The organism is Streptomyces sp. NPDC006643 (genome assembly GCF_042870175.1).
Classification (GTDB): domain Bacteria; phylum Actinomycetota; class Actinomycetes; order Streptomycetales; family Streptomycetaceae; genus Streptomyces.
Genome location: NZ_JBIAHA010000007.1, coordinates 173930 through 194971, shown reverse-complemented (window position 1 = coordinate 194971; position 21042 = coordinate 173930). Strand labels below are relative to the sequence as shown.

The window sequence follows — 21042 nt, the reverse complement described above, 5'->3', positions numbered from 1 at the left end:
CGAAGGTCGCACTCTTGATTCATGGATACCCCCAGGGGGTATAGTTCGGAACAAGGAACTACCCTTGCTCCGGATAGGGGCGAGGGGTATACATGGATGAGGGATCAGATACCCCCTAGGGGTACTGGACCCGGATCGCGACAGGGACACAGAGGAGAACGCCAGTCATGAGCACCACACCGGCAACCGACACACCCACCGTCGCCCCCGCCGCCCCGGCCACCGCCACGGTCGATGTCGAGCTGGCCATCGGTGGTATGACCTGTGCTTCTTGCGCGGCTCGTATCGAGAAGAAGCTGAATCGCATGGACGGCGTCGAGGCGACCGTCAACTACGCGACGGAGAAGGCGAAGGTCAGTTATCGGGGTGAGGCCGTCTCGGTCGGTGATCTGATCGCGACGGTCGAGGCGACGGGGTATACGGCTGCCGAACCACCGCCCCCGCGCGCGGCGGGCGGGGAGGTGTCGCCGCGCACGGCGCAGGAAGCCGAGGACGCGGCGGACGACGAGCTGAGGCCGCTGCGGCAGCGGCTGATCACGGCCGTGGTGCTGTCCGTGCCGGTGATCGCGATGGCGATGATCCCCGCGCTCCAGATCGAGTACTGGCAGTGGCTGTCGCTGACCCTCGCCGCCCCTGTCGTCACGTACGCGGCGTGGCCGTTCCACCGTGCCGCGTGGACCAACGCCCGGCACGGCGCCGCGACGATGGACACGCTGATCTCGGTGGGCACCTCGGCGGCGTTCCTGTGGTCGTTGTGGGCGCTGTTCTTCGGGACCGCGGGCACCCCCGGTATGACACATCCCTTCGAGCTGACGATCGCCCGCAGCGACGGGGCGGGGAACATCTATCTGGAGGCGGCGGCCGGAGTCACCGCGTTCATCCTGGCGGGCCGGTACTTCGAAACACGTTCCAAGCGCAAGGCCGGGGCCGCGCTGAAAGCCCTGATGGAACTCGGCGCGAAGGAAGTCACCGTCCTGCGTGGCGGCCGGGAGACCACCGTCCCGACGGCGGAACTCGCGGTCGGGGACCGGTTCGTCGTACGGCCCGGGGAGAAGATCGCCACCGACGGCACCGTCACCGAGGGCACCTCCGCCGTCGACGCCTCCATGCTCACCGGCGAGTCCGTGCCGGTGGAGGTCTCACCGGGCGACACCGTGACCGGCGCGACGCTCAACGCCGGAGGCCGGCTGGTCGTCGAGGCCACCCGCATCGGCTCCGACACCCAGCTCGCCCGCATGGCCCGTATGGTCGAGGACGCCCAGAACGGCAAGGCCGCCGCCCAGCGCCTCGCCGACAGGATCTCCGCCGTCTTCGTCCCCGTCGTCATCGCCCTCGCGCTCGGCACACTCGGCTTCTGGCTCGGCAACGGATCCGGCCTGACCGCCGCCTTCACCGCCGCCGTCGCCGTCCTGATCATCGCCTGCCCCTGCGCCCTGGGCCTGGCCACCCCCACCGCCCTCATGGTCGGCACCGGCCGCGGCGCCCAGCTCGGCATCCTCATCAAGGGCCCCGAGGTCCTCGAATCGACGCGCGGCATCGACACCGTCGTCCTCGACAAGACCGGCACCGTCACCACCGGCAGAATGACCCTCCTCGACCTCCACACCGCCCCCGGCACCACCGACACCGAACTCCTGCGCCTGGCCGGAGCCCTGGAACACGCCTCCGAACACCCCATCGCCCGCGCAGTCGCCACCGCCGCCACCGACCACACCGGCCCGCTGCCCACCCCCGAGGACTTCGCGAACATCCCCGGCCTCGGAGTCCAGGGAATCGTCGAGGGCCACGCCGTCCTCGTCGGCCGCGCCAAACTCCTGGCCGAGTGGGAGATCCACCTCCCGGAGGACCTGGCGGCCAGGAAGCAGGCGGCCGAGACCCAGGGCCGTACCGTCGTCGCGGTCGCCTGGGACGGCCAGGCACGCGGCATCCTCGAAATCGCCGACGCCGTCAAGGACACCAGCCCCGAGGCCATCAGCCGGCTGCGGAGCCTGGGACTGACACCCGTCCTGCTCACGGGCGACAACAAGGCCGTCGCCGAAGCCGTCGCCCGCGAGGTCGGTATCGGTGTCACCGATGTCATCGCGGACGTCATGCCTCAGGACAAGGTCGACGTCATCACGCGTCTCCAGGCCGAGGGCAAGTCCGTCGCGATGGTCGGCGACGGTGTCAACGACGCCGCCGCCCTCGCCCAGGCCGACCTCGGCCTGGCCATGGGCACCGGCACCGACGCCGCCATCGAGGCCGCCGACCTCACCCTCGTCACCGGCGACCTCCGCGCCGCCGCCGACGCCATCCGCCTCTCCCGGCGCACCCTCAACACCATCAAGAGCAACCTCTTCTGGGCCTTCGGCTACAACGTCGCCGCACTGCCCCTCGCCGCCGCCGGGCTCCTCAATCCCATGATCGCCGGGGCCGCCATGGCCTTCTCGTCCGTCTTCGTCGTCGGCAACTCCCTGCGGCTCCGCCGCTTCAAGGCGTCCGTCTGAGCAATGGGCGTTTGGTCCAGACCAAAGCCTTGACAGGGTTGCGCTTCACTTCTTAGATCAAAGAGGTGAAGCGCTTTCTGTCGTTTCCCGACGAGCCCGCTTCCCGATCCACCTTTCTGTCCTGCATTTCTGTCATATGCATGACACCCCCCATCAGGAAGGGATCGCCACGTGCTCACCAGGACACGTTTCGCGCAACGTCCGCTCCGCCTGTTCCTGCTGCTCGCCGTCCTCCTCGGCCTGGCCGCCGTACCCACCACGGGCCGCGCGGCGTCGGCCGCCCCCGTGGCGAAGGAGGCGGCAGCCGCGGACTTCCATGTCCTCGGCTTCTACAGCGGCACCTGGGACGCCGCGCACATCAACTTCGTGGCGGAGGCTCGGAAGTGGTTCCCGCAGACCGCCGCCGCGAACAACTTCACCTTCGAGTCCACCAACAACTGGAACCGGCTGACCGGCAGCGGCCTCCAGGGCGTGGACGTCGTCCTGTTCCTCGACGACCTGCCGCAGAGCGCCGCCCAGCGGTCGGGCTTCGAGCAGTACATGCGTAACGGCGGCGGCTGGATGGGCTTCCATGTCGCGGCCTTCACGACGGGCGCCCAGCAGTGGCCCTGGTACCACAACGAGTTCCTGGGCAGCGGCAACTTCAGGTCCAACACCTGGGGCCCGACCACCGCCAAGCTGAAGACCGAGAACACCTCGCACCCGGCGCTCGCGGGCATTCCGGCGACCTTCACCTCGTCGGTCAGCGAGTGGTACAGCTGGTCCAACAATCTCCGGTCGAACCCCGACATCAAGGTCCTGGCCTCGGTCGACCAGTCGAGCTTCCCGCTCGGTACGGACCCCAACCAGTCCTGGTACAGCGGGGATTACCCGATCCTCTGGACCAACAGCAAGTACAAGATGCTGTACGCGAACTTCGGCCACAACGCCATGGACTACAACACCAACACCGGCCTGTCGTCCACGTTCGACAGCGCGACGCAGAACCGCTTCGTGATCAACGGTCTGAAGTGGCTGGCGCAGTGATCGGCTGAATCACCGCTCCGGCCCACCCCGGCCCACCCCGGCCCGCGCCGGCCGGCTCCGGCCCGCTCCCGCACCGCACGCGGCACCTCCCGCGTGCGGTGCGGTGCTGTGCTGAGCTGAGCGCGTACGCCTGGCACCCGCGCGACACCAGACGTGCGCCGCCGCCGTGAGCAGCATCGAAGGGCCGGCACAGGGCACCCTGAAGGGCAGGCAGCACGACAGGACGGCTGCGGAGTTCGACCGTCACCCACCCAACGGGGAGCCCAGAGTGCCCAAGTCCCGCCCGGCGCACACCTGGTGGCCCCCGCATCCACCACGCGTCAAGCACTCCCCGCGTCGGCCCCGCCACTACGCCCAGGCGCTGCGCCGTACTCCGATCGCCCTCTGGCGGGACGACGCCACCGACTCGGCAGCCGCCCTCACGTACTACACGGTCCTGGCGATCATCCCGGCCCTCCTGGTGACCGTGGCCGCCATCGGGCTCGCCGGTTCCCAGGCGTCCAGCGAGCTGGCGACCGAGATCACCGCGCTCGTCCCGGCCCAGTCCCGGCAGCTCATCCATCAGGCGCTGAACCAGATGACGCACCAGCGCACCGCCGCCTGGCTGCTGACGATCTTCGGCACGGTCGGCGCGCTCTGGTCGTCCTCCAGCTATCTCAGCGTCTTCCGCCGGGCGCTGCACCGCATGAACGGCGCCGTCGACCACCACACCCCGTGGCGCAAGGCCCCGCGCATCGTGATCACGGCGTGCGCGCTGCTCGCGCTCCTCGTGACCAGCGCGTTCACGCTCGTGCTGACGGGCGACGCGGTCCATCGGATCGGCCCGCTGCTGGGTGTCGGGAGCACGGCGAGCGTGGTGTGGACCGGGCTGAAGTGGCCGTTGCTGCTGGCACTGGCGGCGGTTCTGGTCCTGATCGTCTTCCGTACGGGCCCGCCCGGCACCCGTCATCTGGGGCGCGCGCTGCCCGGCGGGGTGCTCGCCGTACTGCTGTGGCTGCTGATGTCGGCGGGTTTCGCGCTGTACGCGGCCCACTCGGGGACGTACAGCCGGCTCTACGGCTCACTCGCGGGCAGCGTGGTCTTTCTCGTCTGGCTGTGGCTGTCGAACCTGTCGCTGGTGGCGGGCGCCCAGTTCAACGCGGAGCTGGCCGCCGCGCACAGCCGTCTAGGCTCTTCCTCCATGGCAGCCCCGGCTACAGCCCCCAACGCGCCCGAGCCCGAAGACGACACCCTGCGTGGCCGCTGGCTGCGCACCCTCGCCGCCGTACGGACGGAGGAAACCCCCGACGCGCTCCCCTACGCCGACGAACTGCTGACCCGGTGGGCCGAGCCCCAGCGCCGCTATCACACCACCGATCACCTGCTGGCCGTCCTGGAGCACATCGACACGCTCGCCCCGCACGCGGCCGACCCCGAGGCCGTACGTCTCGCCGCCTGGTTCCACGACGCCGTCTACCGCCCGGAGCGCTCCGAGAACGAGGAGCGCAGCGCCGTCCTCGCGGTGCGCGCGCTCACCGAGGCGGGTGTGCCGGCCGATGTGACGGAGGAGGTCGCCCGTCTCGTCCGCCTCACCGTCACCCACGACCCGGCACCCGGCGACACGAACGGCGAGGTGCTGTGTGACGCGGATCTCGCCATCCTGGCGGGCGAACCGGAGGAGTACGGGGCGTACACCCTTGCCGTACGGGAGGAGTACGGCTTCGTCCCGGACGACGCGTTCCGGGCGGGCCGCGCGGCCGTGCTGCGTCAACTCCTGGATCTGCAAAGGCTGTTCCGTACGCCGCACGGTGCGGCGGCCTGGGAGGAGCGGGCCCGCGCGAATCTCACCGCCGAGCTGGAGACACTGGCCGACTGACCGCCGGTGCCCCGGCCGCCCGGCGCCGACCGGCGCGGACCGAGCGACGGACGGCCGACGGACCGCGGGCGCCAGGAATGGCGGAGACGGGCCGGGTGGTTGTAGGTGTCATGCCTGAATCCGCTCCCGTCGCGCCCAGCCGCGCCCGTATGCCCCTCGCCGTGTACATCCTGGGGCTGTCCGTCTTCGCTCTCGGGACCAGTGAGTTCATGCTGTCCGGGCTGCTGCCGCCGATCGCCGACGACATGGATGTCACCATCCCGCAGGCCGGTCTCCTCATATCCGCGTTCGCGATCGGCATGGTGGTCGGTGCCCCGCTGCTCGCCGCGGGGACGCTTCGCCTGCCGCGCCGTACGACGCTCATCGCGCTGATCTCCGTCTTCGGCCTCGGCCAGGTCGCGGGCGCGCTCGCGCCCACCTACGAGGTTCTGTTCGTCTCGCGCGTCGTCAGCGCCTTCGCGTGCGCGGGCTTCTGGGCGGTGGGCGCGGCGGTCGCCATCGCGATGGTGCCGCGGACGTCGCGCGCCCGCGCGATGGCCGTGATGATCGGCGGCCTGTCGATCGCGAACGTGCTCGGTGTACCGGCGGGGGCGTTCCTCGGTACGCATCTGGGCTGGCGTTCCGCGTTCTGGGCGGTCGGTGCCGCCTCCGCGATCGCGCTGGTGGGGGTCGCGACGCTCATCCCGCGTATCCCGCTGCCGGAGCGGAAGCCCGAGCTGCGGCGGGAGTTGCTGATCTACCGCGACCGCCAGGTCTGGCTGGCGATCGCGATCACGGCGTTGGCTGCGGGCGGGGTCTTCTGCGCGTTCTCCTATCTCGCCCCGCTCCTGACGGACGTGGCCGGGCTCGACGAGGGCTGGGTCCCGACGGTGCTCGCGCTGTTCGGCGTCGGCGCGCTGATCGGCACGGTGATCGGCGGCCGGGTCGCGGACGCGCATCTCTTCGGCGTGATGCTGAGCGGGGTGGTGGCGTCGACGGTGTTCCTGTCGGCGCTGGCGCTCCTCGCGTCGAGCGCGGTGGCGGTGGTGGTGCTGTCCCTGCTGCTGGGTTTCTCGGCGTTCTTCACGGCACCGGCGCTGAACGCCCGGATGTTCAACGTGGCGTCGGCGGCCCCGGTCCTCGCGGGCGCGACGGCGACGTCCGCGTTCAACCTGGGCAACACCGGAGGCCCCTGGCTGGGCGGCACGGTGATCGACGCCGGCCTCGGCTTCGCGTCGACGGCGTGGGCGGGCGCGGCGATGACGGTGGTGGCGGTGGGCCTGGTGGCCCTGGCGATGCGCCACCAGCGCGCCGGCCGCACACGGGTCATCGCGAAGGGTTCGATGGAGGCGCGGACGACCACGGATATGTCCCCGCGCGTGTAGCCCGCCGTCCGACCGGGGCGCCGGGCCGCTGGGACGCACTCGTCGGGGTTTATCGACGGCTCGGATTCGCCCATTCTTTCGAACCGCCGGGAACACCGATCTCAACAATCTCCGCCACACATTGAACTCCCGACGCAAAGCACGCGTCGTACCTCATGAAGAACACGCGCAGAGCCGACGGCCTGCCGGCCGCGGCGCTCCCGAAGAGGAGTCGCGCGAGAGAAGTCCTAAGTCCTCTCCCCCACTTGGAGGAACAATGATGAAGTCTCTGCGCTCTCGTATCGGTGTCGGCCTCGCCGTCACCGCCGCCGTGGTCGCCGTCCCGCTGACCGCCTCCACCGCCGCCGCCGAGCCGCCGCCCGGTGACGGCTGGGTCATCTCCGGAGGCTGGAAGTACCCGTCGAAGGAGGCGTGCGAGGCCGAGGAGCTGCCGTACGCCCAGCAGAACGGGTACAGCGAGGTGTGGTGCGACGGAGAGCCCAACACCGTCTACGAGATCTGGGTCCGCTGACCCATCCCCCTCGGCGGGGACGCTCTGTCCCTCCGCCATGGCCGGTCCGCCGCCCCGGAGTCATCCCGGGGCGGCGGACCGTCCCCCCACCCCACCGGCGGATCGCGTCCCCTCGTGCTGCGCGCCTTGAGACATGGTTACGACATAGGGAAGTTCATGCAGTTGCGTAAGACCATCCCCGCGATCGCTCTCGGTGTGGTGTCACTGGCAGTGCCCATCGCCGCATCCGCGGGTACCGGCACCAGCACCTCCGGGCCGTCAATTGAAGCGACGGCGACGGATTCCTCTCAGGTCGAAAGCGCCACGCTCACCGACATCAACGGCAAGCCCTCCGGCGCCCTTTCGGTGAAGGCCGCACCGAACGCCGCGCCTAAGACCGCGCCGAAGACCGCGCCTAAGGCGACGGCACAGTCGGAACAGTCCGAGAAGGTGTTCTCCACCGGCAAGTTGACCGGTGAGGAATTCTCGTCGATCGGCCTCAGCTGGAAGAAGGATTCCGCCGTCGACAGCGGGCTGACCGCCGAGACGCGGATTCACCGCGACGGCGCCTGGGGACCGTGGCAGAACGTTCCCCTGGGACTCGACGACGGTGTGGCCGAGGAGGCGAAGCGGGCCGGCGCGCCCGCCTTCTACACGGACGACGCGGACGGGGCGGAGGTGCGGCTCACCTCCCCCGAGGGCAGCCTCCCGCAGGACCTGAAGCTGTCGTTCATCGACCCGGCCCAGACCCCGGCGGCCTCGGCCTCGGAGCGCCGGCCGCACTCCACGCAGCCCGGACAGCCGGACGTGAAGCTGCGGAAGGACTGGGGCGCGGACGAGAGCCTGGCCGATCCCGGGTACAAGACCCAGCCCTCGATCAAGGCCGCCCTCGTCCATCACACCGTGACGGGGAACAACTCCTACACCCAGGAGCAGGTGCCGCAGATCATCAACGGCATCTACGTCCAGCACATCACGGTCCTCGGTTACGGCGACTTCCCCTACCACTTCGTCGTCGACCGCTTCGGCGGCATCTGGGAAGGCCGCAAGGGCTCCGTCGAGATGCGGCCCGGCACCGAGATCCCCGCCGTCCTTGGCGGCCACGCGTCCGGCTTCAACACCAACACCTTCGGTGTCGCGATGCTCGGCAACTTCGAGCCGAACAACAGCGAAGGCGGCGAGGACACCGGCCCCGATCCGAAGCCGACCGAGGCCATGACCACGAGCCTGGCCGATCTGCTCGCCTGGAAGGTCGGCCAGTACCAGCTGGCGCCCGAGGGCACCACGCAGCTCGTCTCGGCCGGCGGGGGCGGCACCAACCCGCACCCGACGGGCACGGTGCTCGACGTGCCGGTCATCTCGTCCCACAAGGACGTGAACGTGACGGCCTGCCCGGGAGCCAAGCTCTACGAAACGCTCCCCGAGCTGCGCAAGCAGGTGGCCGACCGTCTCAGCTGAGGCGGCAGAGCCAGGGGCGCCCGTGTCCTGCCGGGACACGGGCGCCCCGCGCCACAGCCGAGCCGAGTCAAGCCGAACCGAGCCGAACCGAGCCGGCCTCAAGCCACCCCTGTCCCCGCTCCCGCTCCCGTTCCCGCTCCCCCGTCCCACCGCTTACGCCGCCGCAGCCCCGCCCCCGTGAGCTTCCGCACCAGCTCCCGCGACCCGATCTCCACCGCCCCCGCCCGCACCGCGTCCGCGTACCGGTGCGCCGGTACGTCGTAGTGGTCCCGCTCGAACGCCCGCTCCGGGCAGCCGATCCCCGCCGCGAACGCGTGCAGTTCCTCGTACGACTCATCGCTCACCAGGTGCGACCAGAGCCGCCCGTGCCCCGGCCATGTCGGCGGATCGATGTAGACGGCCATGTCACCCGGCTCCCAGAACCGCGCCCAGCGACCCCACCGGAGCGACGACCACCGCCGCCTTCCCGCACACCCAGTGCGGATCGGCGCCCAACTCCGGCTCCACCTCCAGCGCGTGCGGCCCGCCCTCCGCCGCCAGCTCCGTACGGGACTTGCCGCAGACGGGGCAGAGCGGCCACCGCCCGTGGGTCTCCAGGAGGGCGTCCTGCACGTCCTGGGCGATCAGCCCGGCGACGTACTCGACCCCCTCCGGCCACTGCTCCATCCACCAGCGCCGGTGCGACACGGCGTCCTCCACCAGTGAGACGACCTCGGCCCGCGCGACGTCACCCGCCGCGAGATCGGCGAGGACCAGGGCGCGTGCGGTGTGCAGCGCCTGTTCCAGGGGGTTCATGTCTTCCATGCCCCCATTGTCGTACGCTCGAAGCTTCACACGCGTGTGAAGGCAGATCCGTGCGAGCCGGATCCGGAACCGGGGAGAGCGAGCGGGACGATGCGTATCGGTGAGCTGTCGGACCGCACCAGTACCTCCCGCCGCCTCCTGCGCTACTACGAGGAGCAGGGCCTCATCGTCGCCACGCGCTGCGCGAACGGTTACCGCTCCTACGACGAGCCGACCGTCGACCGTGTCATCCAGGTCCGGGGGCTGCTCGACGCCGGTCTGCCGACGCGCATCATCAAGCAGATCCTCCCGTGCCTCGACAAGCCGAGGGTGATCCATTTCCAGGACGCGACCCCGGAGATGCTGTCGACGCTCGAAGTCGAACGCGACCGTATGACGCAGCGCATCAACTGCCTCATCCGCAACAGGGACGCGGTCGCCGAGTATCTGGCCACGGTCCGCGAGACGGCCGCCCCGACCCCGAGCCCAACCCCCGGGTCCGAAGCGCACCGGCACCCTTGACGCCACCAGCAGCTGAAATTATCTTTCACTCGTGACCAGTGACGTGAAGGAAATTTACAGCGGTGGTGCCCCTCCGGCCCCCGCCGCCCTCGCGGCCAAGGTGCGCACACTCGCACCCTCCATGACCCGCTCCATGCAGCGCGTCGCCGAAGCCGTCGCGGCCGACCCCGCGGGCACGGCCGCCCTCACCGTCACCGGTCTCGCCGAGCTCACCGGTACGAGCGAGGCCACCGTCGTCAGGACCGCCCGCCTCCTCGGCTACCCCGGCTACCGCGATCTGCGCCTCGCCCTCGCCGGCCTCGCCGCCCACCAGGAGTCCGGCGCGGCCCCGGCGGTCACCGCCGACATCGCGGTGGACGACCCCATCGCCGACGTCGTCGCCAAGCTGGCGTACGACGAGCAGCAGACCCTCGCCGACACGGCGGCCGGGCTCGACACCGTCCAGCTCGGCGCCGTCGTCACGGCGGCGGCAGCCTCACGCCGTATCGACATCTACGGAGTCGGCGCGAGCGGTCTCGTCGGCTTGGACCTCGCGCAGAAGCTCCTGCGGATCGGCCTGATAGCGCACGCGCACAGCGATCCGCATCTGGCCGTCACCAACGCCGTCCAGCTCCGTCCGGGCGACGTGGCCATCGCGATCACCCATTCCGGCTCGACGGGGGACGTCATAGAGCCGCTGCGGGTCGCCTTCGACCGGGGGGCGACGACGGTCGCGATCACGGGCCGCCCGGACGGCGCGGTGTCGCAGTACGCGGACCACGTCCTCACCACGTCCACGGCCCGCGAGAGCGAGCTGCGGCCGGCGGCGATGTCCAGCCGTACGAGTCAACTCCTCGTCGTGGACTGCCTGTTCGTGGGCGTCGCACAGCGGACGTACGAGACGGCCGCACCCGCGCTCGCCGCGTCCTACGAGGCGCTGGCACACCGCCACTCGCCGCGCACGCGCTGACGCGCCCTGCACCGCACCACGGCACCGAAGCGCACTGCACCACCGCACCACCGCACCACCGACAACGGGGCTTCCTCAGGTTTCTGCCAGCTCGCCAGAAAGAGCCGCTTCTCCATGACCTCCAGCACTTCCCCCTCCCCGTACGGCGAACTCCGCGCCACTCTCGCGACCCTGACCACCGAGGCGTTCCGCCCCGAACTCGCCGAGATCGACCGCCGTTCCACCGAGGACATCGCCCGCGTCATGAACGGCGAGGACCAGACCGTCCCGGCCGCCGTCGCCGCGCAGCTCCCCCGTATCGCCGCCGCCATCGACGCCACCGCCGAGCGGATGGCGCGCGGCGGCAGGCTGATCTACGCGGGCGCGGGCACGGCCGGCCGCATGGGCATCCTGGACGCCAGCGAGTGCCCGCCCACCTTCAACACCGACCCGTCGGAAGTCGTCGGCCTGATCGCGGGCGGCCCCGGTGCGATGGTCAAGTCCGTCGAGGGCGCCGAGGACTCCGCCGAACTGGCGGCGTCGGACCTGGACGAGCTGAAGGTCGACGTCAACGACACGGTCGTCGGCATCTCGGCGTCCGGCCGCACCCCGTACGCCGTCGGCGCCGTCGAGCACGCGCGCGCCCTGGGGGCGCTCACCATCGGCCTGTCCTGCAACGCGGACAGCGCGCTCGCCGCCGCCGCCGAGCACGGCCTGGAGGTCGTCGTGGGTCCCGAACTGCTCACGGGATCAACGCGGTTGAAGGCCGGTACGGCGCAGAAGCTGGTCCTCAACATGATCTCGACGATCACGATGATCCGGCTCGGCAAGACGTACGGAAACCTGATGGTCGACGTCCGCGCGTCCAACGAGAAGCTGCGGGCCCGCTCCCGTCATATCGTCGCGCTCGCGACGGGCGCGCCGGACGACGAGATCGAGTCGGCGCTGGCGGCGACCGACGGCGAGGTCAAGAACGCGATCCTCACCATCCTCGGCTCGGTGGACGGCCCCACGGCGGCGGACCTGCTGGCGGACTCGCACGGCCATCTGCGCGCGGCGCTCCAGGCGTCCAACAGCTCGAACGGTGCCCACAGCTCCAACAGCTCCGACGAACAGGGACCCACGCACACGTGACCATCACCGGCACCAACTCCCCCATATCCCGCGCCGAGTTGCGCGGTCGCGCGACCGGCGCCGGGGTCATGGCGTTCTTCGGCCTGGGCTGGATGGCCTGCGGCGTCACGGACATGCCGGTCGCGGCGGGCCGCGCGGTGTTCGCGATCGGTGTGGCCGTCTCGATCACGTTCGCCGTCCTGGGCGCCCGCATGGGCCGCAGGGCGGCGGCCACCCCGACGACGGACACCGAACCGACGGCGGCCCGCAAGAAGAAGGCGGGCGTGGGCTTCGCCCTGGTGGTCGTGGTGGAGTGGGTGGCTATCTTCGCCGTCGCCCGCGTGCTGGTCGCGACGGACCACGCGGAGGCGATCCCGGCGTTCGTCGCGGCGGTGGTGGGCATCCACTTCTTCCCGCTGGCCCGTCTGTTCGGGGTCGGGGCGTACCACTGGACGGGCGCGGCGATGTGCGCGTCAGCCCTGACCGCGGCGGTCCTCGCCCCGCTGACCTCAACTGACGCCCTGTGGACGGCCGTTCCGGGCTTCGGCTCGGCGGCGGCGCTGTACGCGACGTGCGTGTACCTGCTGCGTACGAACGACGGCGCCGTACCCGACGGTCACCGCTAGCCGGGGAGCGAGTCCCCGGCCTGCTAGCCTCCCGCCCATGGCACTCGAATGGGAACAACTCGCCGTCGACGCTGCCGATCCGGCCACCCTCGGCGGCTGGTGGCGCGAGGCGCTCGGCTGGGTCGTGGTGCACGACTCGGCCGAGGAGTACGAGATCAGGCCGACGCCCGATCAACTGCCCGGCCTGCTCTTCATCTCCGTACCCGAGGGGAAGAGCATCAAGAACCGCCTGCACCTGGACTTCCGCCCCGACGACCGGGACGCGGAGGTCGAACGCCTGCTGGCACTCGGCGCCCGCCGCGCGGACGTCGGCCAGCGGGGAGACGAGTCGTGGGTGGTACTCGCGGACCCCGAGGGGAACGAATTCTGCGTGCTGGGACAGCGGACCGCAGACTAGGGCCAGGCCCCCACGCCCAGGCGCCCGCACCCACCCCCGCGCCCACCAAGACCAATCACGGGCATGGGCGCGGGCACGAGCGCGGGCGCGGGCGTGGCCGGAAGCGCTACTCGCCGCTCTCCGGCCGTTGCCCGCGGGTGTTCGTCAACGCAGCGGCACAGCAACGGCGTTGTACGTCGTCTCCGGTGTCGGCGGCGTCGTGAAGCGGGCGTTCACCAGGTAGAGGCGGTTGCCCAGACGGGCCGCCGTCGTCGGGACGTCGAAGCGTGGGTCGGTGATCGAGCGGCGCAGCGTCGCCGTGCGGGCGCGGCGGTCCAGGTCGAACACGGTGATGAGGTTGAGCCGGTTCTGCACCACGTACAGCGTGTCGCCCACGCGCAGCAGGCCGTCGCCGTTGATGACGTCGGTCGCGCCCTTGAGGGTGATGAGCGTGGCGTGGCCGGTCTTCGGGTCCACCCGGAACAGTTTGCCGATCGGGCTGTTGACGATGATCAGCGCGCGGCCGTCCGGTGTCGTCTCGATGCCGTTGGCGCTGATGCCGGTGGGCGCCTGCTCCCACTCGCCGCCGAGCGGGACTTCCCGGAGAGCGCCGCCGACCCTGCGCCGGCCGCGCGGCACGGTGTAGAGGACGGGGGCGTGCGAGTTGGTGAACCAGGCCCGGTCGCCGTACAGGATCACGTCGTTGACGAAGCCGGCGGTGGTCGGTTGGTACGAGGCGGTGAGCCGGTTCGTACGGGTGTCGAGCACCCGGATGGAGCCGCTCACGCCGCCCGAGATGTAGAGCAGCCCGTCGCGGTCGAGCTTCAGCCCCGTCGCGGCGCCGCCGGTCGCGCCCGCCAGGACGGTCCGGCCCTCGCCGGTGCGCAGGTCGGCGCGGCGGATCGAACCGTCCGCGAGGGAACCCATGTACGCGTACGGACCGCTGCCGATGGCGATGCCCTCGGGGCGGAAACCGTTGGGCAGCGGGAAATCGGTGGGCCAGGAGGGGCGGGTGGGGCGGGAGCGGTCAGCGGCCGTGGCCGAGGAGGCCGCACCCGCGCCGAGGGCGAACGTGGCGGCGGCCACCGCGCCGCCGAGCACGGTCCGGCGGGACGGGAAGGAAGGTGAGGAAGGTGTCAGAGACATGACGTCGAGCCTCCGGGGCTTCGGGGGTGCCTGGGGACAGGGACAACTCCGGTGCGCTATGCGCACGTAACGCGCCGCACCCGCCACGGAGTTCCCCGTGCGGAAGCGGCTCCCGCCCGGCTGTAGCCTCGGCGGCATGTCAGCGAATGATCGGGAGACCATGTCCGACGAGGTCACGGAGTGGTTGTCGCAGAGCGCCCTACCCCTGCACGGCGGTCTGACCGCCGGCGCGCCCACCGCCGACCTCCAGCCGCTGAAGGAAGTCCTCGACGGCGTACGGATCGTGGGGCTCGGCGAGTCGACGCACGGCACTCGTGAGTTCTTCCAGCTCAAGCACCGGCTGCTGGAGTATCTGGTGACGGAGCTGGGCTTCACGACGCTGGCCATGGAGGCGAGCGCGTCCGCCGGTCCGGCCGTCGACGCCTACGTACGAGGCGGCGTCGGCGACCCCGCGCAGGTGCTGACCGGGCTGGGGTTCTGGACCTGGCGGACCGAAGAGGTCCTGGACATGATCGAGTGGATGCGCGCGTACAACGACGGGCGCCCGGCGGACGAACAGATCCGGTTCGCCGGCGTCGACCCGCAGCGGTCCGGGGATTCGCTGGCGGTGCTCGAAGCGTTCCTGACGAGCGTGGCGCCGGAGCGGCTGCCCGCGCTCCACTCCACGCTCGGCGTGCTCGCCACCGCCTATCCGGGGTCGCGTCCGGACCCCGGGCAGAGGCTGATGCACGAGGCGGAGAGCCTGCTGGAGTACGTGCGGGGGTACGAGGACACCCCGGCCGGGGCCGTCGCGGTGCGGCACGCCCGGATCCTGGTCCGGGCCGCCGATCTGGTGACGCGGAACGGGCAGCACCCCGACCCGGAACGGACGGTCCTCGCGGCGCGCGACCGGTACATGGCCGAGGCGGTCGAGGACCTGCTGGGTGACGACCCGGCGGCCAAGGTGGTGCTCTGGGGCCACAACAGCCATATCGCGAAGGCCCGTACGACCGACTCCGCGCCCCTGTCGCTCGGCGGCCACCTGCGCGAGCGGTACGGGGACGCGTACTACGCCCTCGGGCTCCTCTTCGGCGAGGGCTCCTTCCGCGCCCACCGCGTCTGGCCGGGCCCCTGGAGCGGCGTCGGCGGCCTGACGGGCCGTATCGCCGAGGGCAACCCCATCGGCACCCCCGCCACCACCACGGCGGAGTCCCGACTCGCCGCCGCCACCCCGTCGGACCATCTACTGGACCTGCGCCCGACCACCGCCGACGACGCGCCGCGCGCCGTACGGGAGTGGGCCGACGCCACGCACGACACACGGTCCTTCGGGGCGCTGGTGACACGCTGGTTCTACCGCTCGAACGTCATCCCGGTCCGCCTGTCGAAGGAGTACGACGGCCTGGCGTACGTGGCGGTGTCGACGGACTCCCGCCCGATCGCCCCGTACCGACCGCCCGTAAGGCCGTAAAGCCGTAAGGCCCTGACGCCGTAATGCCGTAGAACCGTACAACCCACCGCCCCCACCGGTGGTCATCACTGCATGCCGTCTCCGCAGACCCTTCGCAGCCGTGGCACGACCGCCACCTTCACCGGCGACACCGTCGTCATCGAACGCGCCGAGGAACGCACCACGATCCCGCTGAGGGTCATCCGGACGATACGTACCGCCGAAGGCCACGCCCGTACGGTCGAGATCACGCTCACCGACGCCGCCGTGCACACGATCGCGGCCAACAACGCGACGGCCGCCGCCACGTTCGTCACGGGCGTCGGCGACGCGCTGCCGCCGCGACGCGACGAGCGCGGCAGCGCCCTCGTACGTACGGAGGCCTCGTCCGCACCCCGGCTGTTCACCCGCCGCAGCTCCCTGGCCCTGTTCCTGGCCGGCGTCGCCGCCTACCTCGCGTACGTCGCGTATCTCGTCGTCTCCCACGGCCCCTCGACGCTCTTCGGCGCGGTGATCGGCCTGCTCCCGCTGGGCCTGGGCGTCCTCGCCGCGTATCAGACCCTCCAACGCCTGTACGTCAAGGCGGTGTTGCTGCGGCGCGGCGTGACCGTCGAGGGGCGCTCGACGGGCATGCGGGGCAAGAAGTCGGTGTACGTCTTCACCGACGCCCAGGGCCACACCCGCCGGTACGAGAGCGCCCTGCACGCGGACATCCTTCAGATCGCCTACGACCCGACGGACCCGAAGCGGATGGCGTCGGCGACGCCGCTGATCCTGGAGATCCCGCGCGTCATCCTGATGGTGCTCTTCACGGGGCTGTTCCTGGCGGTGGGCGTGGGCGCGGTCTTCGGTCCGGTGCTGCCCTGAGAGCCCCCGGGGCTCAAGTCCCGCGCTCCGGAGCCGGTCCGGCCCCGCGAACGCCCCGAGGGCGGCACCCCCTCTCGGGAGTACCGCCCTCGGTTCGTCGTACGTCAATCCGTGCGGGACTGGCGATCAACCCGGAGGTTGATCAGAAGTCCATGTCACCGCCGGGCATGCCGCCCGGGGCACCGCCCGCGGCGGCCTTCTCCGGCTTGTCGGCGATGACGGCCTCGGTGGTGAGGAACAGCGCGGCGATGGACGCCGCGTTCTGGAGCGCGGAGCGCGTGACCTTCGCCGGGTCGATGATGCCCTCGGCGATCATGTCCACGTACTCGCCGGTCGCGGCGTTCAGGCCGTGACCGATCTTGAGGTTGCGGACCTTCTCGACGATGACGCCACCCTCAAGGCCGGCGTTGACCGCGATCTGCTTGAGCGGGGCCTCCAGCGCGAGCTTGACGGCAGCGGCGCCCGTCGCCTCGTCGCCTTCGAGCTCCAGCTTCTCGAACACCGAGGAAGCCTGGAGCAGAGCCACGCCACCACCGGCGACGATGCCCTCCTCGACGGCCGCCTTGGCGTTGCGCACCGCGTCCTCGATGCGGTGCTTGCGCTCCTTGAGCTCGACCTCGGTCGCGGCGCCGGCCTTGATGACGGCCACGCCGCCAGCCAGCTTCGCGAGGCGCTCCTGGAGCTTCTCGCGGTCGTAGTCCGAGTCCGAGTTCTCGATCTCGGCGCGGATCTGGCTCACGCGACCGGCGACCTGCTCGCTGTCACCGGCACCGTCGACGATGGTGGTCTCGTCCTTGGTGATGACGACCTTGCGGGCGCGGCCCAGCAGGTCGAGACCGGCGTTCTCCAGCTTGAGGCCGACCTCCTCGGAGATGACCGTGCCGCCGGTGAGGATGGCGATGTCGTTCAGCATCGCCTTGCGGCGGTCACCGAAGCCCGGGGCCTTGACGGCGACGGACTTGAAGGTGCCCTTGATCTTGTTGACGACGAGGGTGGAGAGCGCCTCGCCCTCGACGTCCTCGGCGATGATCAGCAGCGGCTTGCCCGACTGGATGACCTTCTCCAGGAGCGGCAGAACGTCCTTGACGCTGCCGATCTTGGAGTTGACGATCAGGATGTACGGGTCGTCGAGCGACGCCTCCATACGCTCCATGTCGGTGGCGAAGTACGCCGAGATGTAGCCCTTGTCGAAGCGCATGCCCTCGGTGAGCTCAAGCTCAAGCCCGAAGGTCTGCGACTCCTCGACGGTGATGACGCCTTCCTTGCCGACCTTGTCCATCGCCTCGGCGATGAGCTCGCCGATCTGGGTGTCGGCGGCGGAGATGGAGGCCGTCGAAGCGATCTGCTCCTTGGTCTCCACGTCCTTGGCCTGCTCAAGAAGCGCACCGGAGACGGCCTCGATGGCCTTCTCGATACCGCGCTTGAGGGCCATCGGGTTGGCGCCGGCGGCCACGTTGCGCAGGCCCTCACGGACCAGGGCCTGGGCCAGGACGGTCGCGGTGGTCGTACCGTCACCGGCGACGTCGTCCGTCTTCTTGGCGACTTCCTTGACCAGCTCGGCGCCGATCTTCTCGTACGGGTCCTCGAGCTCGATCTCCTTGGCGATGGAGACACCATCGTTGGTGATCGTGGGGGCGCCCCACTTCTTCTCGAGGACGACGTTACGGCCCTTGGGGCCAAGGGTGACCTTGACGGCGTCGGCGAGCTGGTTCATCCCGCGCTCGAGACCGCGCCGTGCCTCCTCGTCGAACGCGATGATCTTGGCCATGTGAAGTGGTCCTCCCGGACATGGGGTGGATTGCTCCGGACCGTGTCGGCGCCCGCGACGGACGGCCTGAGAGCCGTGCGGTTCCTTGCCCCACAGGCTCTCGGGCCTCGCTGACCCGGTCCATAAGTTGTCACTCTCACTAGCAGAGTGCTAACGCCAATGATTAGCACTCGACCCCCGAGAGTGCAAGCGCCCCTCGTCGTCGCACCGACCCACCGGACGCGCACGCCCGCGCCACCGCACGCCCTACCGCACGCGCACGAGGGCCCGTACCCCTTGCCGGGGTACGGGCCCTCGTGTGTGAGTGCGTCGTTGGCCGATCGCGCCGGGATCAGACGGCGAGCTTGACCATGTCCGCCTGCGGACCCTTCTGGCCCTGCGAGATCTCGAACTCAACTCGCTGACCTTCTTCAAGGGTGCGGTAGCCGTCCATCTGGATCGCGCTGTAGTGGACGAAAACATCCGCACCACCGTCGACCGCGATGAAGCCGTAGCCCTTCTCCGCGTTGAACCACTTGACGGTGCCCTGAGCCATGCCTAACTCCCCTATTACTGGCCCCTGCGCGGGACCGCACTTCGCGCCGGAACGCGTCGACCGCGGCTGAATGTATCTGCCCAACTGCCCTCTGCAACAGGTCAATCGGACGAGAATTCTGGGCATGGCGGAACACGCAAAGAGGTGAATTGCCGGGCTACCGGGGCAAGTCGGGCCGGGCAAAGCGCAAGGAACCGCGCAAACAGCGTCCACACTTTGACCGCATCTTGTCGCGAACTCATATGCGCGTGGCACGGTCGCGGCGGGATCGGCGGCGGGGCTACCCCAACTGTACCGCCTTCAACCTCATGGAATTGCCCCCTCCGCTTCTCTTGCGGAGGGGGCAAAACCGTTCACTGTGCGTGCTGTTCAGCCTCCGGCGACCGCCGGGATGATCGAGATGCCCGCGCCGTCCGGCGTGGCGGTCTCCAGGCCCTGCTCGAAACGGACGTCGTCGTCGTTCACGTACACGTTGACGAAGCGCCGCAGCTTGCCCGTGTCGTCCAGGACGCGCGCGGCGATGCCCGGGTGATTCGTCTCCAGGGACTCGATGACCTGGGAGAGGGTCGCGCCCTCGGCCGGAACCTCGGCCTTCCCGCCGGTGTACGTACGGAGGATGGTGGGGATGCGGACGTTCACGCTCATCGGTTTCTGCCTTCCGGGAAGTGGCGGGTGGTGCTGCTGGACGGTGTCGAGAGGCTCAACGCGCGAGGCCCGCGGCGCGGAACGCGTCGAGGTTCGGCGGAATCGTCGCGGTCGGTCCCGTCGTCGGCGCGACGGCGTCCAGCGTCTTGAGCCCGTCACCGGTGTTCAGCACGACCGTCGTGAGCGCCGGGTCGAGCAGACCCGCCTCGATGAGCTTGCGCGTCACACCCACGGTCACCCCGCCCGCCGTCTCGGCGAAGATGCCCTCGGTCCGCGCGAGCAGCTTGATCGCGTCCACGATCTGCTCGTCGTCCACGTCCTCCACGGCGCCGCCCGTGCGGCGCGCGATGTCCAGGACGTACGGGCCGTCGGCCGGGTTGCCGATCGCCAGCGACTTGGCGATGGTGTCCGGCTTCTGCGGCCGTACGACGTCGTGGCCGGCCTTGAAGGCCACCGACACCGGCGAACAGCCCTCGGCCTGCGCGCCGAAGATCTTGTACGGCTTGTCCTCGACCAGGCCGAGCTTGATCAGCTCCTTGAGCCCCTTGTCGATCTTCGTCAGCTGCGAGCCGGAGGCGACCGGGACGACGAGCTGGTCGGGCAGCTCCCAGCCGAGCTGTTCGCAGATCTCGTACGCGAGGGTCTTGGAGCCCTCGCCGTAGTACGGGCGGAGGTTGACGTTGACGAAGCCCCAGCCCTCGCCCAGCGGGTCCCCGATCAGCTCCGAGCAGAAGCGGTTGACGTCGTCGTAGTTGCCCTCGATGCCGACGAGTTCGCCGCCGTAGATCGCGGCCATGACGACCTTGCCCTGCTCCAGGTCGTGCGGGATGAAGACGCAGGAGCGGAAGCCGGCGCGGGCTGCGGCGGCGCCGACGGCGCCCGCGAGGTTGCCGGTGGAGGAGCAGGAGAGCGTGGTGAAGCCGAAGGCGCGGGCGGCCTCGACGGCGATGGCGACGACGCGGTCCTTGAAGGAGTGCGTCGGGTTGCCGGAGTCGTCCTTCACGTAAAGGCCGCCGGTGACGCCCAGCTCGCGGGCGAGGTTGTCGGCCTTGACGAGCTTGGTGAAGCCGGGGTTGATGTTCGGCTTCGACGCGACGTCGGCGGGGACGGGCAGCAGCGGGGCGTAACGCCAGATGTTGTCCGGACCGGCGGCGATACGCTTCTTCAGCTCGTCGGGGCTGTCGGTCGGCAGGTCGTAGGCCACTTCGAGCGGGCCGAAACAGCTCTGACAGGCGAAGATCGGGCCGAGTTCGAAGCGTTCCCCGCATTCGCGGCACGAGAGGGCGGCGGCGGGTCCGAGATCCACGGTGCCGGCGTCGGAAGCGGCGGTGACGGCGGAGTTGTCGGAGTTGTGAACAGTCTGCACAGCCATGAAGGCGAGGCCCTTTCCTCATCTTCCTCGCGACGCATCTCGCCGCAAGACGGAATTGGCACCTTCCCCACCGTGACCTCGCGGTCGGCGGGAGGGTTGCCGGGGCTTCAACGGGCCGTTCCCTCTGCCCCTCTGGATGAGCGGTATTCGATTGTCAGCCTGACGACCCCCGACATGCGACGGTCGTCCGCGTTGTTCAAGACTGTAACCGAACCCCTGGACGGTTGAGCCCTTCGTCCGATCCGCGAGATGG

At 70.2% G+C, this 21042-nt stretch carries 19 protein-coding genes, 2 pseudogenes and 1 riboswitch; of the genes and pseudogenes, 14 read left to right on the top strand and 7 right to left on the bottom strand.

All coding sequences use genetic code 11. The annotated features are described in order from the left end of the window. Positions 1-167 precede the first annotated feature (167 nt). The 7 genes and pseudogenes from ACFYNU_RS12255 (at position 168) to ACFYNU_RS12225 (ending at position 8679) form a co-directional block, all read left to right on the top strand. Positions 168-2486: a heavy metal translocating P-type ATPase gene (locus ACFYNU_RS12255; protein ID WP_356587168.1), complete on the top strand. Its 2319-nt coding sequence runs from the start codon at positions 168-170 to the stop codon at positions 2484-2486. Between the two features lie 171 nt (positions 2487-2657). Next, positions 2658-3503, top strand: a pseudogene (locus tag ACFYNU_RS12250) (ThuA domain-containing protein); the annotation flags it as partial. Between the two features lie 175 nt (positions 3504-3678). After that, positions 3679-4653: pseudogene (locus ACFYNU_RS12245) on the top strand (YihY/virulence factor BrkB family protein); the annotation flags it as partial. Positions 4654-4692: 39 nt separating this feature from the next. Continuing rightward, the gene (locus ACFYNU_RS12240) at positions 4693-5367 is read left to right on the top strand and encodes an HD domain-containing protein (RefSeq protein WP_356587439.1); all 675 of its coding nucleotides are present in this window, start codon (positions 4693-4695) and stop codon (positions 5365-5367) included. A gap of 149 nt (positions 5368-5516) precedes the next feature. Then, entirely contained in the window at positions 5517-6731 is a 1215-nt protein-coding gene (locus ACFYNU_RS12235; protein WP_356587442.1) for a Cmx/CmrA family chloramphenicol efflux MFS transporter, read from the top strand. Positions 6732-6990: 259 nt separating this feature from the next. Next, on the top strand, positions 6991-7242 hold the full coding sequence (locus tag ACFYNU_RS12230) for a hypothetical protein (RefSeq protein ID WP_356587170.1): 252 nt from the start codon (positions 6991-6993) through the stop codon (positions 7240-7242). Positions 7243-7356: 114 nt separating this feature from the next. Then, complete coding sequence (locus ACFYNU_RS12225) at positions 7357-8679, top strand: N-acetylmuramoyl-L-alanine amidase (RefSeq protein WP_388765994.1); 1323 nt, start codon at positions 7357-7359, stop codon at positions 8677-8679. A 98-nt stretch (positions 8680-8777) separates the two neighbouring features. On the opposite strand, the gene ACFYNU_RS12220 is transcribed toward ACFYNU_RS12225, so the two are convergent. Further along, on the bottom strand, positions 8778-9083 hold the full coding sequence (locus tag ACFYNU_RS12220; protein WP_356587174.1) for a DUF4031 domain-containing protein: 306 nt from the start codon (positions 9081-9083) through the stop codon (positions 8778-8780). A gap of 1 nt (position 9084) precedes the next feature. Further along, the gene (locus ACFYNU_RS12215) at positions 9085-9483 is read right to left on the bottom strand and encodes a hypothetical protein (protein ID WP_356587176.1); all 399 of its coding nucleotides are present in this window, start codon (positions 9481-9483) and stop codon (positions 9085-9087) included. A gap of 90 nt (positions 9484-9573) precedes the next feature. Here ACFYNU_RS12215 and ACFYNU_RS12210 point away from each other — a divergent pair, with 90 nt between their 5' ends. The 5 genes from ACFYNU_RS12210 (at position 9574) to ACFYNU_RS12190 (ending at position 13048) form a co-directional block, all read left to right on the top strand. Next, entirely contained in the window at positions 9574-9984 is a 411-nt protein-coding gene (locus tag ACFYNU_RS12210; protein WP_356587178.1) for a MerR family transcriptional regulator, read from the top strand. A 31-nt stretch (positions 9985-10015) separates the two neighbouring features. After that, complete coding sequence (locus tag ACFYNU_RS12205) at positions 10016-10933, top strand: MurR/RpiR family transcriptional regulator (RefSeq protein WP_356587180.1); 918 nt, start codon at positions 10016-10018, stop codon at positions 10931-10933. 114 nt (positions 10934-11047) lie between these two features. Then, positions 11048-12046: an N-acetylmuramic acid 6-phosphate etherase gene (gene murQ, locus ACFYNU_RS12200; protein WP_356587182.1), complete on the top strand. Its 999-nt coding sequence runs from the start codon at positions 11048-11050 to the stop codon at positions 12044-12046. Continuing rightward, positions 12043-12651, top strand: coding sequence for a hypothetical protein (locus tag ACFYNU_RS12195; RefSeq protein ID WP_356587184.1), 609 nt, complete (start codon positions 12043-12045; stop codon positions 12649-12651). Before murQ ends, ACFYNU_RS12195 begins: the two co-directional genes overlap by 4 nt. 37 nt (positions 12652-12688) lie before the next feature. Continuing rightward, complete coding sequence (locus ACFYNU_RS12190; RefSeq protein WP_356587186.1) at positions 12689-13048, top strand: VOC family protein; 360 nt, start codon at positions 12689-12691, stop codon at positions 13046-13048. A 144-nt stretch (positions 13049-13192) separates the two neighbouring features. Here the strand turns inward: ACFYNU_RS12190 and ACFYNU_RS12185 are convergent, their stop codons facing one another. Further along, complete coding sequence (locus ACFYNU_RS12185) at positions 13193-14173, bottom strand: superoxide dismutase (protein ID WP_356587188.1); 981 nt, start codon at positions 14171-14173, stop codon at positions 13193-13195. 136 nt (positions 14174-14309) lie between these two features. On the opposite strand from ACFYNU_RS12185, the gene ACFYNU_RS12180 reads away from it, so the two are divergent. Then, positions 14310-15623, top strand: a complete 1314-nt coding sequence (locus tag ACFYNU_RS12180; protein ID WP_356587190.1) for an erythromycin esterase family protein — start codon at positions 14310-14312, stop codon at positions 15621-15623. Positions 15624-15695: 72 nt separating this feature from the next. Then, positions 15696-16469: a hypothetical protein gene (locus ACFYNU_RS12175; RefSeq protein WP_356587192.1), complete on the top strand. Its 774-nt coding sequence runs from the start codon at positions 15696-15698 to the stop codon at positions 16467-16469. A gap of 142 nt (positions 16470-16611) precedes the next feature. Here the strand turns inward: ACFYNU_RS12175 and groL are convergent, their stop codons facing one another. From groL to thrC, 4 genes are all read right to left on the bottom strand, one after another. Then, positions 16612-18237: a chaperonin GroEL gene (groL, locus tag ACFYNU_RS12170; RefSeq protein WP_023540773.1), complete on the bottom strand. Its 1626-nt coding sequence runs from the start codon at positions 18235-18237 to the stop codon at positions 16612-16614. Between the two features lie 331 nt (positions 18238-18568). Further along, positions 18569-18772, bottom strand: coding sequence for a cold-shock protein (locus ACFYNU_RS12165; protein ID WP_005315736.1), 204 nt, complete (start codon positions 18770-18772; stop codon positions 18569-18571). A 369-nt stretch (positions 18773-19141) separates the two neighbouring features. Further along, positions 19142-19417 carry a MoaD/ThiS family protein gene (locus ACFYNU_RS12160; RefSeq protein ID WP_023540772.1) on the bottom strand — a complete coding sequence of 92 codons (276 nt, stop codon included), beginning with the start codon at positions 19415-19417 and terminating at the stop codon, positions 19142-19144. 55 nt (positions 19418-19472) lie between these two features. After that, positions 19473-20789 (bottom strand): threonine synthase, encoded by a 1317-nt coding sequence (gene thrC / locus ACFYNU_RS12155; protein WP_356587195.1) that lies wholly within the window; start codon positions 20787-20789, stop codon positions 19473-19475. Between the two features lie 15 nt (positions 20790-20804). Continuing rightward, a riboswitch (SAM riboswitch) is annotated at positions 20805-20932 on the bottom strand. Positions 20933-21042 lie beyond the last annotated feature (110 nt).

Excerpts from the sequence above, each read along its gene's own strand:
- ACFYNU_RS12255 (WP_356587168.1), top strand. The coding sequence starts at position 168 with ATGAGCACCACACCGGCAACCGACACACCCACCGTCGCCCCCGCCGCC.
- ACFYNU_RS12240 (WP_356587439.1), top strand. The coding sequence starts at position 4,693 with ATGGCAGCCCCGGCTACAGCCCCCAACGCGCCCGAGCCCGAAGACGAC.
- ACFYNU_RS12235 (WP_356587442.1), top strand. The coding sequence starts at position 5,517 with ATGCCCCTCGCCGTGTACATCCTGGGGCTGTCCGTCTTCGCTCTCGGG.
- ACFYNU_RS12230 (WP_356587170.1), top strand. The coding sequence starts at position 6,991 with ATGAAGTCTCTGCGCTCTCGTATCGGTGTCGGCCTCGCCGTCACCGCC.
- ACFYNU_RS12220 (WP_356587174.1), bottom strand. The coding sequence starts at position 9,083 with ATGGCCGTCTACATCGATCCGCCGACATGGCCGGGGCACGGGCGGCTC.
- ACFYNU_RS12215 (WP_356587176.1), bottom strand. The coding sequence starts at position 9,483 with ATGGAAGACATGAACCCCCTGGAACAGGCGCTGCACACCGCACGCGCC.
- ACFYNU_RS12210 (WP_356587178.1), top strand. The coding sequence starts at position 9,574 with ATGCGTATCGGTGAGCTGTCGGACCGCACCAGTACCTCCCGCCGCCTC.
- murQ (WP_356587182.1), top strand. The coding sequence starts at position 11,048 with ATGACCTCCAGCACTTCCCCCTCCCCGTACGGCGAACTCCGCGCCACT.
- ACFYNU_RS12190 (WP_356587186.1), top strand. The coding sequence starts at position 12,689 with ATGGCACTCGAATGGGAACAACTCGCCGTCGACGCTGCCGATCCGGCC.
- ACFYNU_RS12185 (WP_356587188.1), bottom strand. The coding sequence starts at position 14,173 with ATGTCTCTGACACCTTCCTCACCTTCCTTCCCGTCCCGCCGGACCGTG.
- ACFYNU_RS12180 (WP_356587190.1), top strand. The coding sequence starts at position 14,310 with ATGTCAGCGAATGATCGGGAGACCATGTCCGACGAGGTCACGGAGTGG.
- ACFYNU_RS12175 (WP_356587192.1), top strand. The coding sequence starts at position 15,696 with ATGCCGTCTCCGCAGACCCTTCGCAGCCGTGGCACGACCGCCACCTTC.
- groL (WP_023540773.1), bottom strand. The coding sequence starts at position 18,237 with ATGGCCAAGATCATCGCGTTCGACGAGGAGGCACGGCGCGGTCTCGAG.
- ACFYNU_RS12165 (WP_005315736.1), bottom strand. The coding sequence starts at position 18,772 with ATGGCTCAGGGCACCGTCAAGTGGTTCAACGCGGAGAAGGGCTACGGC.
- ACFYNU_RS12160 (WP_023540772.1), bottom strand. The coding sequence starts at position 19,417 with ATGAGCGTGAACGTCCGCATCCCCACCATCCTCCGTACGTACACCGGC.
- thrC (WP_356587195.1), bottom strand. The coding sequence starts at position 20,789 with ATGGCTGTGCAGACTGTTCACAACTCCGACAACTCCGCCGTCACCGCC.